A 14902-nucleotide genomic window follows, 5' to 3' on the forward strand; every position below is an offset into this window, starting at 1 on the left:
AAATGATTGTTTTACAAACGAGGTATCTAAATAAAAAAAAAAAAAATAAAAAAATTTGTAAAAAAAATTTTTTATCTATAAATCAAAAAAACTATTCTTGTTTAACAAAACAAGAATGTAATGTAAAAAATCAAAAAACACAAAAGTTCTTAATCAATGATATTCCTCAAATATTAAATAAAAAGAATATAAAAAAATTTTTAGTAAAGCAAAAAAAAAATATAGTAAATAAAAAAAAAAAAATTAATTATCTTATTTTAGATAATAAAAATAAATATATGATACAAATAAAAAAATTGACGCAATCAATACCTCAACCATTAAAAATGGTTGAAAAAAAAATAATTTATTTGATGAAAATAAATCAATCCAAAATAATTTCATTAAAAAAATTAAAAAAAATAAAACCAAAAATACAAAAAAAATCATCTAATATGCTTAATCAAAAAAATATTAGATTTAAACAAAAAAAATATATTTTGCATCAAAATAAAAATTTTTATTTAAAAAGATACACCGTAAAAAAAATAATTAAAATAAAACCAATTTATATGAGAATCACAAATTATAAAAATAAATGGATTATTTTAAAAATATATAAAAAATTTTATACACAACTATCTAATAAAAAAAAATATATTTTATATACAACATGTACTTTATATCTAAAAAAAATATTTTTAAAACTAAAATTAGAGAATGAAAATTTCTTTTAAAAATTATGAATAAAAAGTAAAGAAACAAATAGTGCGACATACTTAAAATTTTTTTAAATATATATCGAATTAATTAAACACATGTAATTAATATTTAAAATTAGGATTTTCTTGTGAGATTATTTAAGCAACTAGGTTGGTATTTTATAAAAGAATGGAAAAGATATTTAGGATCTGTACTAATATTAATTATAATTTCATTCATGCAAATTATTCCTCCTAAAATAGTAGGAATTTTAGTTGACTCAATCATAAAAAAAAATGCTTCTTTTCAGGAATCCATTAAATGGATTTATATAATGATATTTATAGCATTCTCAATATACGTTTTAAGATATATATGGAGAATATTACTTTTTGGAGCATCATATAAATTAGCAATTAAATTAAGAGCTTTATTTTATAAAGCAATTATTAAACAAAACTCAGATTTCTACTTACAAAATAGAACTGGAGATCTAATTACACGTGTTAGTAACGATATTGAAAGAATTGTTTTTGCAGCAGGAGAAGGTGTATTAACATTAGTTGACTCAACAGTAATGGGACTTTCTGTTTTAATAGTAATGTGTACACAAATCAGCTATAAATTAACATTATTTACATTAATTCCTATGCCAATTATGACAATTTTTATTAAAAAATATGGAAAAGAGCTACATAGAAAATTTTTTGAATATCAAAAATCTTTTTCTATCGTTAATAATAAAACTCAAGAAATTCTTACAAGTATCAGAATGGTTAGAGCATTTGGATTAGAAAAAATACAACTAGATGAATTTTTAAAATTAATAAAAAAATCTAGTAAAAAAAATATTGAAGTAGCAAAAGTAGATGCAAAATTTGATCCAGTAATATATTTGTCTATTGCTCTATCCAATCTTCTAGCTGTTTCTAGTGGAAGCTGGTTAGTTTGGAATAAAGTAATTACATTAGGTCAATTAACAAGTTTTATTATGTATCTTGGTTTAATGATTTGGCCTATGTTAGCATTAGCATGGATGTTTAATATTGTTGAAAGAGGAAGTTCAGCATGGAACAGAATACAAAAAATAATAAATTTTCCTATTTCTGTTACCAGTGGAAATAAAAATATTCCAAAAAAACCAAAAAATATAACAATAAAAATTAAAAAATTTTTTTATAAAAAAAATAAAAAACCATCATTAAAAAATATATTTATATCTATCAAAAATGGAAACACATTAGGAGTATGTGGACCTACAGGATCTGGAAAAAGTACTTTATTTCAACTTATACAAAGAAATTTTGACACTTCTTCTGGAAAAATTTTATATGGAAATACACCATTATATAAATATAAACTAAAACAATGGAAAAAAAAAATTGCAGTAGTAAATCAAGAAACATTTTTATTTTCTGATACCATTTTAAATAATATTACTTTTGGAAAAAATAATATAACTTACAAAAAAGTACAAAAATATCTTGATATAGTAAATATGAATAAAGAAATTTTAAAATTAAAAAATCAATATAATACTTTAATAGGAGAAAATGGAATCTTACTCTCAGGAGGCCAAAAACAGAGAATAGCTATTGCTCGTGCTTTAATTTTAGAACCTGAAATTCTTATTTTAGATGATGCTTTATCTGCCGTTGATGGAAGTACTGAAAAGAAAATCTTAAAAAATCTTTTTCAATGGAAAAAAAAACACACTACGATTATTATGAGTTCCCATAAACTTTCCACACTAAGAAAATCAAATGAAATTATTATTATGAAAAAAGGAAAAATAGTTGATCGAGGAACGCATATGCATTTAATTAAAAATAAAAATTGGTATAGCGCTTCATTATTCTAAAAAAATAGAAAATTATAAAAAATAAGAAAATAGAAAAAAATAAAAAATGTAATAAAAGGATATAATACATGCATAATTTTATAAAATTTTGGCCTACTCTAAAAAGATTAGTAAAATATGGAAAACCTTTTAAAAAAAAACTTTTTTTAGGGATCTTTTTACTTTTATCCGCAGCATTATCTGAAGTTTTAGGACCGATTTTAATTAGTAACTTTATAAAAAATATTTTAGAAAAACATCAATGTTCAAAATTAATTATTTTATCTAATATGATTGGATTTATTATATTACAAGTTTCATCTGTAATTCTATATTATTCTCAAAATATTATATTTAATAAAGTATCTATAAAAGTCATTCAAAATTTAAGATACGACGTTATGAAATCAACATTGATGTTACCTATAAAAATTTATGATCGACAACCAATCGGTCATATTATTTCAAAAATAACTAATGATACGGAATCTATTCGAGAACTTTATGATACAACATTAGGATCTGTTGTAAATAGTTCTGTGCTAGTATTTATAGTAATAATAGCTATGTTTATTCTCTCATGGAAAATGGCATGTATTGCAATTACTCTAATTCCAATTGTTTTATTGATAATTTTTGCATATCAACATTATAGTATCCCTATATTAAAAAAAATTAGACATTATTTATCTAAAATATACCATGAATTTAATGAAATAGTTAACGGGATCACAATAATTCAACAATTTCAACAAGAAAAAAAATTTTTAAAAAAAATTGTTGATACCAGTCATATGCACTATAAATATAAAATGAAAGCACTAAAATTAGAAGGATTTCTATTAAGACCTTTATTAAATTTTTTATCATCAATGATATTATCTGGAATTATGCTGTTATGTATTATGTCTGATGTAAACACATTTAAAGTTGGAGTTTTATATGCTTTTATTAGTTATTTATCACGTTTAAATGAACCTTTAATTTCAGTAGCAAGTCAGCAACCACTTTTACAAAAAGCTGTTGTTGCTGGAGAAAGAATCTTTCAATTAATGGACACACCAAAACAAGAATATGGGTTAATTAAAAAAAATATTCGTAATGGAAATATTATTATTAAAAATTTATTTTTTAAATACAAAAAAAAAGATAAATATATATTAAAAAATATCAATATAGAAGTTAAAAAAAATAAATTTATTGCATTTGTTGGAAAAACTGGAAGTGGAAAAAGTACATTAGCTAGTCTATTAATGGGATATTATAAACCAAATAGTGGAGAAATACTTTTAGATCAAGAAAAAATACAAAAAATTAGTCATCTTTCATTAAGAAATTCTATTTCATTAATTCAACAAGAACCAATTATATTACCAGTAAGTATATTAAAAAATATTACATTAGGAAAAAAAATAAAATATGAAAAAATTATTAAAATAATAAAATTAGTACATTTAAATGAACTAATTTTATCTTTACCCAAAGGAATTCACACAAATCTTAGTGAACAAGGAAAAAATTTGTCAGTTGGTCAAAAACAATTAATTTCTATCGCAAGAGCATTAATAAGAAAACCAAAAATACTAATTTTAGATGAAGCAACAGCAAATATAGATTCTTTAACAGAAAAATTAATTCAAAAATCGTTATTTAAAATTAGAAAAAAAACAACTTTAATTATGATTGCACATAGATTATCTACAGTAACACAAGCAGATAAAATAATAGTTCTAAATAAAGGTGAAATAGTTGAACAAGGAAACCATAAAAAACTAATGGACATGAAGAAAAAATATTATGAAATGTACAACTCTCAATTACTGAAAGAAAAAAATATTTTTTTTTAAAATAACTATTTATTTTTAAGTGCTTTATTCATAAAAATCTATATGCATGCATGACTTAAGATAGCTGCTTCTTTCCAGACCTGACTAAGTATTTAAATCAAATAAACATCATATAGCTTTACTTATAAAGCACTTAAAAAAAATTCTATTTTGAATATACATTATTTTTTAAAAAAAAACAAGATTTCTTTTTATATTCAAAAAAGTATTTACCTATCATTAATGAAAATTAATTTTAATTATGATAGCATATAAAATATAAATTATTTTTAAATAAAAAAAAATATGACTTATCAGGTTTTTGCAAGAAAATGGAGACCAGAAAACTTTACAGAAGTTATCGGTCAAAAATATATAATAAAAGCGTTATCTAATAGTATAAAATTAAAAAAAATACATCAAGCATGGATTTTATGTGGAACAAGAGGAATAGGAAAAACAACAATTGCACGGATTTTAGCGAAATGTTTAAATTGTCAAAAAAAAATTTCTATCAATCCATGTAAAAAATGTAGTTCTTGTACGGAAATAAAAAAAAATTATAGTCCAGATTTAATTGAGATAGATGCAGCTTCAAAAACTAAAGTCGAAGATATTAAAGAATTACTAGAAAACTCAAAATATTCTCCTATAAAAGAAAGATTTAAAATATTCTTAATTGATGAAGTTCATATGTTATCTAGATATAGTTTTAATGCCCTACTTAAAACATTAGAAGAACCTCCAAAACATGTTAAATTTATATTAGCAACAACAAATATAGAAAAAATACCTAAAACCATTGTTTCAAGATGTATACTATTACATTTAAAAAAAATAAAATCAAAAAAAATTAAAAATCAATTAAAAAAAATACTAAACTCTGAAAAAATATTTTTTGAAAAAAATACATTAAAACTTATCGCTTCTTCAGCAGACGGTAGTATGAGAGATGCATTAAGTTTATTAGAACAAGCAATCGCAATAGGAAATGGTAAAATTATCGAAAAAAAAGTTCAAAAAATGTTAGGAAAATATAAATACGAAAATTTTATAAATTTAATATCAGCAATCTTAAAGAAAGATATAAAAAAAATATTTTTTTTACAAGAAAAAATTTTATCTTTAGATATTGAACCGGACCAAATATTAATAGAATTATTAAAATTATTATATTATATATATATATTAAAATTATGCTCAGTCCATTGGAAATCAGAAAAATATAATAAAAATCATATAAAAATTTTAAAAAAAATTTCTAAAAGAAAAAATATTAAAGAAATTCAAAAATGTTACTCAATTCTTTTAAATGGAAGAAAAGATCTATCATATGCACCTTCAAAAAAAATTGGTATGGAACTTACTTTATTGCAAACAATAGAAATATAAAAAATACTCTATTAAAAATAAAATTTTATAAAAAAAAAAAAAATAACAAAGAGAAAACTATGTTTAATAAAAATAATTTAGGAAATTTAATGAAACAAGCACAAAAAATGCAAGAAAATATGAAAAATATAAAAAAAGAAATAAATTCTATAACTGTAATAGGAGAATCTGGAGCAGGATTGATTAAAATTACATTGACAGGAAAACATCATTGTAAAAAAATAGAAATTGATTCGACTTTATTTAAAGAAGAAGAGAAAGAAATTATTGAAGATTTAATAGTAGCTGCATTTAATAATGCTCTTGTTAAAATTTCTGAAGAAAGAAAAAAAAGACTGGCTAAAATTTCTCAAGGAATTCCTCTTCCAAAAGATATCAATTTAAACATATAAAAAATTTTTTCACAATGAATTTTCAAAAAATTTATCATTAAAAGCGAGATCAAATGCGTATTATTTTAATAGGAGCACCAAATTCTGGAAAAGGGACACAAGCAACATTTATTTCAGAAAAATATAAAATACCAAAAATATCAATAGGAGATTTATTGCGAAAAATTATTAACAAAAAAAATAATACAAAATATAAAAAAATCCAAAAAAAAATTAATAAAGGAGAGTTAATCAATGATAAAATAATAATTAAATTATTAAACAAAAGATTAATGCAAAAAGATTGCATGAAAGGTTATATTTTAGATGGATATCCTCGTACGTTGAATCAAGCAAAAATTATTCAAAAAAATAATTTTAAAATAAATCTTGTTTTAGAATTATTAGTTTCAGAAAAAAATATACTAAAACGAGCATTAGGAAGGAAAATTCATGAACCATCCGGAAGAGTATATCATGATGTCTATAATCCTCCATTACATAAAAACAAAGACGATATTACAGGTGATTTATTAATTACAAGAAAAGATGATACCAAAAAAATTATTCAAAAAAGATTAAATGAATTTAATTTATTTCAAAAAAAAATCTCTCAATATTATGAAAAACAAAAAAAATATAAAAAAATAAAATATATCAAAATAAACGGAGACAAAAATAAAATTTCTATTCAAAATACAATCAAAAAAATTTTTAATAAATTATTTTTTAAAAAATGCGCTTTACAGGATTCGAACCTGTGACCCACGGCTTAGAAGGCCGTTGCTCTATCCAACTGAGCTAAAAGCGCTTATAAATTTTTTTATATAAAAATAATTACTCTTCATTATTATAAATTATTTTTTTTTAAAATACTAGTAAATTATTTTTAATATCATTAAAAATATTACTATCTAAAAAAATTTCTATGATTATAAAAAATACAAAAAAAAAAAAAAAAAAAAAAAAAAAAAATTAAAAAATATTTTAAAAAAATAAAATAAAAACGAGAAATATATGATCGCAAAAATTATTAATGGAATAAAAATCGCAAAAAAAATACAAAAAAAATTAAAAAAAAAAATATTATTACGGAAAAAAAATAAACTTATTATTCCAGGATTAGCTGTCGTTTTAATTGGAAATGATCCTTCTTCTAAAATTTATGTAAAAAATAAAAAAATTGCATGTAATAAAATCGGAATCATATCAAAAATATATCATTTAAATGATCAAATAACAGAAAAAAAAATAATAAAAAAAATAAAAAAATTAAATCAAAATAAAAAAATTCATGGCATTCTTGTTCAATTACCTCTTCCAAAAAAAATAAATACATTAAATATTTTAAAAAAAATATCTTATAAAAAAGACGTAGATGGATTTCATCCATTAAATACTGGACTTTTATGTCAAAGAAAACCAAATTTAAGAGCATGTACTCCATTAGGGATAATAACACTTTTAAGAAAATATAAAATTCGACTAAAAGGCATGCATGCATTGGTAATAGGTGCATCTAATATTGTTGGTAGACCGATGATGCTAGAATTTCTATTAGAAGGATGTACAACAACAATTACACATAGATTTACAAAAAATATATATAAATATATTAAAAATGCAGATTTAATTGTTATTGCTATTGGAAAAGCGAAATTTTTAAAAGGAGAGTGGATTAAAAAAGGAGCAATCATTATTGATGTAGGAATTAATAAATTAAAAAATGGTAAAATAGTAGGAGATGTTGATTTTGATTCAATTTATAAAAAAGCGTCATATATAACTCCAGTTCCAGGAGGCGTAGGACCGATGACAGTAATTAGTTTACTAAAAAATACTATTTTTGCTTGTGAAAAATATTACGATAAAAATTCATAAAAATAATAAAAAATTATTCAACAATTTTCCAAAAAGTCTTATCTTTTTGATCTTCTACATAAACTCCTAATTTTATCAATTTTTCTCTTAAAAAATCAGATTTTTCCCATAAATTTAACTTTCTTGCTTGTTCTCGTAATTTTACTAACTTTTTAATTTTTTTTAATTTTGAATTTTCTTTATTTAAATTATTTTCATCTTGACGAAAATCTTTGAACAAAAAAAAACCTAAAATTTTACCTAAATAAAATAATTTTTCAGAAAAAAACTGTGCTTTTTGAAAATTTTCAGATTTATATAAATAAATTATTTTTTTAGATAATCGTAATAAAATAAATAAAGCTTCTCGAGTATTAAAATTATTATCCATATATTGTTTAAATAAATTAATATATTTACATGAATTATTTTTAAAATTAATTTTATTTTTATTTATATGAATTAAATTGATACAAAAATAAAATTTCTTTATTACTTTTTCAGAATTTCTTAAATTCTCAATATTATAATAAATTGGATGACGATAATTTGTAGAGAGAAAATAATGACGTATTGCATCTGATAAAAATTTATTTTTTAAATCTTTTATTAAAAAAATGTTTCCATATGATTTAGACATTTTTCTATTATTTAGAATTATCATTCCAGTATGCATCCAATAATTTACATACTTTTTTTGATTAAAACAAATAGATTGAGCATTTTCATTTTCATGATGTGGAAAAATTAAATCACTACCACCACCATGTATATCTAAACTCGAACCAAAATACTTATAACAAATTGTAGAACATTCTATATGCCATCCAGGTCTTCCGTTTCCCCATGGTGAATCCCAAAAAAATTCTGTATTTTTACTTTTTTTCCATAAAATAAAATCATTTTTTTCAGAATATATTGTATTATTATAATCTTTTTTTATATATTTTTTTCTAGATAATTCTCCATAATTTTTGAATTTATTAATAGGAAAAACAACATCTCCATTAAAATTTATATAAGCATATTTTTTTTTTAACAAAATACTAATAAAAGAAATAATTTCTGAGATATGATTTGTAACAAGAGGTTCAAAATCTGGCTTTAAAATGTTAAGATGATCAAAATCAATTGTCATTGAATTAATCATTTTTTTAGTTAAAATTTTATAATCAATCTTTTTTAATTTCGATTTTAAAATAATTTTATCATCAATATCTGTAATATTTCTGACATATTTAACTTTATAACCTAATTTTTTAAAATATCTATTAACAACATCGAAAAATATAAATGTTCGTGCATGACCAATATGACAATAATCATATACAGTAACACCACAAACGTATAGAGAAATTTTTTTTTTTTCAATTGGTTTGAAAATTTCTTTTTTTCGAGTTAAAGTATTAAATATTTTTAACATTTATTTTCTCGATCGATATTTTCTCTTTAAATAAAATTTTTTTATAAAAAATAAAATTATGTACAAAAAAATAGAAAAAATATTAAATTTTCCTACTTTATTCATGTTTAAAATTATATGTTTTAACAAAAAAAATATTATAAAAAAAATAAATTTTATATTAAATAAAAAAAAAATTATTATTCAAAAAAAAAAAATTAAAATGAGTGCGAAAAAAAAATATTTATCTTATGAAATTATTATTTATGCAAAAGATTTTCATGAAATAAAATATGTTTATGAAAATATTGGTTATATGAAATTTGTAAAAATAATTTTTTAAAAGAAAAAATTTTCTGTTCAGTACTTTAAAGATGTTATGTACTGAACAGTTTTAATATTTCGTAAATTATTTATTAATTTAAAATATTAATTAAAATTATATACTGGTAACGTTAGTTGCAGATGGACCTTTTTCTCCTTCCGTAATCTCAAATTCTACACTTTGCCCTTCTGCTAAAGTTTTAAATCCATTACTTTGAATCGCTGAAAAATGCACAAAAACATCTTTACTTCCATCTTCAGGAGTAATAAATCCAAAACCTTTTGATTCATTAAACCATTTAACATTACCTTTAATCTTAGACATCTTTTATTACCTTTACATGAAAATAAATATAATTCTTATATTAAATGCTAAATTTTAAAATTTTTTATCAAACATATATACAAAAAATTATCTGAACAATAAATTAAAAAAAATAAAAATTTTTAAATATTAAATTACAAATAAAATTTATAGAAACGTTTAAAAATAAAATACAAAATCATCACATTTATTATTCTTGAAATAATTTTATTTAAAAAAAAAATTATAAAAAATTATTTAATTTATTAAATAGAATGTATAAAAATAAATAAAATAAAACTATTTAATCAATTTAATAGTCTGGAGATGTCCTACTCTCACACAGGGAAACCCTGCACTACCATTGGCGTTATAACGTTTCACTTCTGAGTTCGGAATGGATTCAGGTGGTTCCATTACACTATTTTTACCAGACTATTAAAAAAATTTTTATAGAATATTATTCTAATATAATATTAAAATACTAATATATAAAAATTTTTATAAAAAATCGGAAAACAAGCCTTTATTAAAATAAAATTATTTTCTTAAAACACCTCTGGCGTTGTAAGGTTAAGCCTCTCGGGAAATTAGTACTAGTTAGCTTAACACATTACTGTGCTTACACATCTAGCCTATCTACGTCGTAGTCTACAACGACCCTTCAGTAAACTTTCTTTTAAAGAAAGTTTCAGGGAAGATTAATCTTGGGGCAAGTTTCGTGTTTAGATGCTTTCAACACTTATCTTTTCCGTATATAGCTACCGGGCAATGCCATTGGCATGACAACCCGAACACCAGTGATACGTCCACTTCGGTCCTCTCGTACTAGAAATAGACCCCCCTCAATCTTCCAACGCCCACGGCAGATAGGGACCGAACTGTCTCACGACGTTCTAAACCCAGCTCGCGTACCACTTTAAATGGCGAACAGCCATACCCTTGGGACCTACTTCAGCCCCAGGATGTGATGAGCCGACATCGAGGTGCCAAACACCGCCGTCGATATGAACTCTTGGGCGGTATTAGCCTGTTATCCCCGGAGTACCTTTTATCTGTTGAGCGATGGCCATTCCATTCAGAACCACCGGATCACTAAGACCTGCTTTCGCATCTGATCGCGTCATCACGCTCTCAGTTAAACTGGCTTATGCCTTTGCACGAAAATTACGATTTCCAACCGTAACTAGCCAATCTTTGTACTCCTCCGTTACTCTTTAGGAGGAGACCGCCCCAGTCAAACTACCCACCAGACATTGTCTCTGTACCGGTTTACGGTACTAGGTTAGAATATTAATATTTAAAGGGTGGTATTTCAAGTGTGGCTCCACTGATGCTGGCGCATCAGATTCAATGCCTCCCACCTATCCTACACATTAAATATCAATATTCAATGTCAAGCTATAGTAAAGGTTCACGGGGTCTTTCCGTCTTGCCGCGGGTACACTGCATCTTCACAGCGAGTTCAATTTCACTGAGTCTCGGGTGGAGACAGCCTGGCCATCATTACGCCATTCGTGCAGGTCGGAACTTACCCGACAAGGAATTTCGCTACCTTAGGACCGTTATAGTTACGGCCGCCGTTTACCGGGGCTTCATTTCAAAGCTTTGAACTTTCATTCTAACCTTTCCACTTAACCTTCCGGCACCGGGCAGGCGTCACACCGTATACTTCCATTTTCATGTTTGCACAGTGCTGTGTTTTTAATAAACAGTTGCAGCTAGCTGGTATCTTCGACTAACTTCAGCTTTAGAAGTAAATCCTATTACTTACGTGTTAGCGTGCCTTCTCCCGAAGTTACGGCACCATTTTGCCTAGTTCCTTCACCTGGGTTCTCTCAAGCGCTTTAGTATACTCTACCTAACTACCTGTGTCGGTTTGTGGTACGATTTGAATTTATCTGATGCTTAGAGAATTTTCTTGGAAACATGGTATCAATTACTTTGTTACCGTAATAACTCGTCATCACGCCTTAACTTAACAAATATTCGGATTTTCCTAAATATTCACGTCTACACGTTTAAACCAAGACAACCATCGCTTGGATAATCTAACCTTTTTCGTCCTCCCTTCGCAATAAATTCAAGCACAGGAATATTAACCTGTTGTCCATCGACTACGCTTTTCAGCCTCGCCTTAGGGGTCGGCTTACCCTGCCTCGATTAACGTTGGACAGGAAACCTTAGTTTTTCAGCGAGCAGGTTTTTCACCTGCTTTATCGTTACTCATGTCAGCATTCGCACTTCTGATTCCTCCAATACATTTTACAATGTATCTTCAACAGTTTACAGAACGCTCCTCTACCCAGTAAAAATTTTACTGCCGCAGCTTCGGTATATAGTTTAGCCCCGTTAAATCTTCCGCGCAAGCCGACTTGACCAGTGAGCTATTACGCTTTCTTTAAATGATGGCTGCTTCTAAGCCAACATCCTGGCTGTTTTTGCCTTCTCACATCGTTTCCCACTTAACTATAATTTTGGGACCTTAGCTGGCGATCTGGGTTGTTTCCCTTTCCACAACGAACGTTAGCACCCGCTGTGTGTCTCCCGTGATAGCATTCTATAGTATTCGGAGTTTGCATCGGCCTAGTAAGTCGGTATGACCCCCATAACAGAAACAGTGCTCTACCCCTATAGATGAATTCACGAGGCGCTACCTAAATAGCTTTCGAGGAGAACCAGCTATCTCCCGGTTTGATTGGCCTTTCACCCCTAACCATAGGTCATCCGCTGATTTTTCAACATCAGTCGGTTCGGTCCTCCAATTAGTTTTACCTAATTTTCAACCTGCCCGTGGCTAGATCACCGGGTTTCGGGTCTGTACCCTGCAACTAATTCGCCCATTTTAGACTCGGTTTCCCTACGGCTCCCCTTAAAAATTTCGGTTAACCTTGCTACAGAGTACAAGTCGCTGACCCATTATACAAAAGGTACGCAGTCACTCTAAAAAATTGAGCTCCTACTGCTTGTACGTACACGGTTTCAGGATCTATTTCACTCCCCTAACAGGGGTTCTTTTAACCTTTCCCTCACGGTACTAGTTCACTATCGGTCAGTCAGGAGTATTTAGCCTTAGAGGATGGTCCCCCTATCTTCAAACAAGATTTCACGTGTCTCGTTCTACTTTTTGAGCTTATAATATATTTTTTTTCATATACGGGGCTTTCACCTTGTATCGCTAATTTTTCCAAAATTATTCTATTAAAAAATATAATATAATTATTACTCAGGGCTTTTCCCTTTTCGCTCGCCACTACTTAGGGAATCTCAATTGATTTCTTTTCCTCAAGGTACTTAGATGTTTCAGTTCCCCTGGTTTGCTTTATTTATTTATATATTCAATAAATAATATCACATAAAAATGTGATGGGTTTCCCCATTCGGATATCGTCGGCTAATAACGTTTCTTATCAACTTACCGGCGCTTTTCGCAGATTAGCACGTCCTTCATCGCCTCTGACTGCCAAGGCATTCACCATGTACGCTTATTTTACTTAACCTTACAACCCACAGGTGTCTTTTGGTTTTTTAATATAAATTTATTTTATACTTGTTTCCGAATTTTTAAAGAACTAAAAAATAAAAACTTAAATACTTTTATTAAAAACTTATTATATCATAATATTTTATAAATAAAAATATATTTTATACAATAAATTGTCCCCTAGGGGAATTGAACCCCTGTTGCCGCCGTGAAAGGGCAGTGTCCTAGACCGCTAGACGAAGGGGACTAGAAAAAAAATTTAATAAAAAATTAAAAACTTTTTTAAATAAAATTTTTTATACTTACTATTCTACATATTCAAAAAAAAAGAGTCAAGTATTTTTAAAAACTTCAAATATAAGACATAAAAATATACTAAAAAACTGAATAAAATAGATTATTTCATCACGTCACTGTTTTTCTTTCAAAAAATAAAATACATCATTTACATTTGGAAAAATTTTTTTCCATAAAAAAAATGAGTGAGCTGCTTGATTTACTAACATACCAAACCCATTAAAAACTTTTTGAGCTCCATGCTTTTTACAAAAATTTATAAAAGAAGTATTTTTTTCTCCATAAAACATATCATAATAAATCGTTTTCTTTGAAACTAAACTAGAAGGTATTACAGGAGAAATATTCAATACACTAGTAGACGTAGCGTTAACTACTAAATTATAATTTTTTCTATGTAAAGAATTTAAAGATACAGACTGTATATTACCAAATTTCTTAAATTTCTCTGACAAATATTCTGCTTTAGAAAAAGTTCTATTAGTAATATAAACATTGCATTTAAAATTCAATAATGGATGTAAAACTCCACGAGCCGCTCCTCCAGCTCCTAATAACAATATATTAAAATTCTTTTTTATTAATTTCTTAAAAATTAAATCTGACAAAAATCCTATTCCATCAGTATTGTCTCCTAAAAGTCCTTTTTTTTTAGTCTTTTTAATTGTATTAATAGCACCAGCTATACGCGCTCTTTCTGTAATAGAATCACATATTGAAAAAACTTTTTCTTTAAAGGGAAGAGTAATATTTGCTCCTTTCCCTCCATTTTTAAAAAAAAAAAGTATATCAGATAAAAAATTTTCCTTTTCAAGACATACACGTATATAATTTTCATGAAAATTATATTTTTTTAAAAAAAAATTATGTATTTTAGGAGATTGACTATGATCAATAGGATTTCCAAAAACAGCATATAAACTATTTTTAAACTCTTTATTCATAAAAATTCTCTCCAATAAAATTTTAATTATTAACTATAAATCTTTTATTTAGAAAATATAAAAAATATACTATTTTTATATTAAAAAAATATTTAAAAAATTTCTATAAAATTCATTTAAAATAATCTGTACAAAAAATTTTCATTTACAAGATTTTAATAAAAAAATTTATTTATA

11 protein-coding genes, 2 tRNA genes and 2 rRNA genes are annotated in these 14902 nt (G+C 25.4%); 8 read left to right on the plus strand and 7 right to left on the minus strand.

The window, feature by feature from the left end; translation table 11 throughout:
• The first annotated feature begins 2 nt into the window (after positions 1 to 2).
• The 6 genes from M3Y47_RS01160 to M3Y47_RS01190 all read left to right on the plus strand — a co-directional run bounded on the left by M3Y47_RS01160 (position 3) and on the right by M3Y47_RS01190 (position 6874).
• A complete protein-coding gene (locus M3Y47_RS01160) occupies positions 3 to 716 on the plus strand; it encodes a hypothetical protein (protein WP_252839268.1) in 714 nt (237 codons plus the stop codon).
• A 113-nt stretch (positions 717 to 829) separates the two neighbouring features.
• Entirely contained in the window at positions 830 to 2542 is a 1713-nt protein-coding gene (locus tag M3Y47_RS01165) for an ABC transporter transmembrane domain-containing protein (protein WP_252839269.1), read from the plus strand.
• 68 nt (positions 2543 to 2610) lie between these two features.
• Positions 2611 to 4368, plus strand: coding sequence for a SmdB family multidrug efflux ABC transporter permease/ATP-binding protein (locus M3Y47_RS01170; RefSeq protein WP_252839270.1), 1758 nt, complete (start codon positions 2611 to 2613; stop codon positions 4366 to 4368).
• A gap of 285 nt (positions 4369 to 4653) precedes the next feature.
• Positions 4654 to 5739: a DNA polymerase III subunit gamma/tau gene (dnaX, locus tag M3Y47_RS01180; protein WP_252839271.1), complete on the plus strand. Its 1086-nt coding sequence runs from the start codon at positions 4654 to 4656 to the stop codon at positions 5737 to 5739.
• A gap of 59 nt (positions 5740 to 5798) precedes the next feature.
• Complete coding sequence (locus M3Y47_RS01185) at positions 5799 to 6131, plus strand: YbaB/EbfC family nucleoid-associated protein (RefSeq protein WP_252839272.1); 333 nt, start codon at positions 5799 to 5801, stop codon at positions 6129 to 6131.
• Between the two features lie 53 nt (positions 6132 to 6184).
• Positions 6185 to 6874 carry an adenylate kinase family protein gene (locus M3Y47_RS01190; RefSeq protein WP_252839273.1) on the plus strand — a complete coding sequence of 230 codons (690 nt, stop codon included), beginning with the start codon at positions 6185 to 6187 and terminating at the stop codon, positions 6872 to 6874.
• Here M3Y47_RS01190 and M3Y47_RS01195 read toward each other — a convergent pair.
• Positions 6848 to 6921: transfer RNA gene (locus M3Y47_RS01195), tRNA-Arg, on the minus strand. The genes M3Y47_RS01190 and M3Y47_RS01195 overlap by 27 nt on opposite strands.
• Before the next feature lie 206 nt (positions 6922 to 7127).
• On the opposite strand from M3Y47_RS01195, the gene folD reads away from it, so the two are divergent.
• On the plus strand, positions 7128 to 7991 hold the full coding sequence (folD, locus tag M3Y47_RS01200) for a bifunctional methylenetetrahydrofolate dehydrogenase/methenyltetrahydrofolate cyclohydrolase FolD (protein ID WP_252839274.1): 864 nt from the start codon (positions 7128 to 7130) through the stop codon (positions 7989 to 7991).
• 13 nt (positions 7992 to 8004) lie between these two features.
• Here folD and cysS read toward each other — a convergent pair whose 3' ends face one another.
• On the minus strand, positions 8005 to 9393 hold the full coding sequence (gene cysS, locus M3Y47_RS01205; RefSeq protein ID WP_252839275.1) for a cysteine--tRNA ligase: 1389 nt from the start codon (positions 9391 to 9393) through the stop codon (positions 8005 to 8007).
• 58 nt (positions 9394 to 9451) lie between these two features.
• Here cysS and M3Y47_RS01210 point away from each other — a divergent pair, with 58 nt between their 5' ends.
• Positions 9452 to 9715, plus strand: a complete 264-nt coding sequence (locus M3Y47_RS01210; protein ID WP_252839276.1) for a DUF493 family protein — start codon at positions 9452 to 9454, stop codon at positions 9713 to 9715.
• A gap of 96 nt (positions 9716 to 9811) precedes the next feature.
• Here the strand turns inward: M3Y47_RS01210 and cspE are convergent, their stop codons facing one another.
• The 5 genes from cspE to aroE all read right to left on the minus strand — a co-directional run bounded on the left by cspE (position 9812) and on the right by aroE (position 14725).
• Positions 9812 to 10021: a transcription antiterminator/RNA stability regulator CspE gene (gene cspE, locus M3Y47_RS01215; protein WP_252839277.1), complete on the minus strand. Its 210-nt coding sequence runs from the start codon at positions 10019 to 10021 to the stop codon at positions 9812 to 9814.
• Positions 10022 to 10319: 298 nt separating this feature from the next.
• Positions 10320 to 10435 (minus strand): 5S ribosomal RNA (gene rrf / locus M3Y47_RS01220).
• Between the two features lie 134 nt (positions 10436 to 10569).
• Positions 10570 to 13500: ribosomal RNA gene (locus M3Y47_RS01225) — 23S ribosomal RNA — on the minus strand.
• Positions 13501 to 13658: 158 nt separating this feature from the next.
• Positions 13659 to 13731 (minus strand) — tRNA-Glu (locus M3Y47_RS01230).
• Positions 13732 to 13894: 163 nt separating this feature from the next.
• Entirely contained in the window at positions 13895 to 14725 is an 831-nt protein-coding gene (gene aroE, locus M3Y47_RS01235; RefSeq protein WP_252839278.1) for a shikimate dehydrogenase, read from the minus strand.
• Between the last annotated feature and the right edge of the window lie 177 nt (positions 14726 to 14902).

This window comes from Buchnera aphidicola (Sipha maydis) (genome assembly GCF_024029855.1).
In the GTDB taxonomy this organism is placed as follows: Bacteria; Pseudomonadota; Gammaproteobacteria; order Enterobacterales; family Enterobacteriaceae; genus Buchnera_J; species Buchnera_J aphidicola_BI.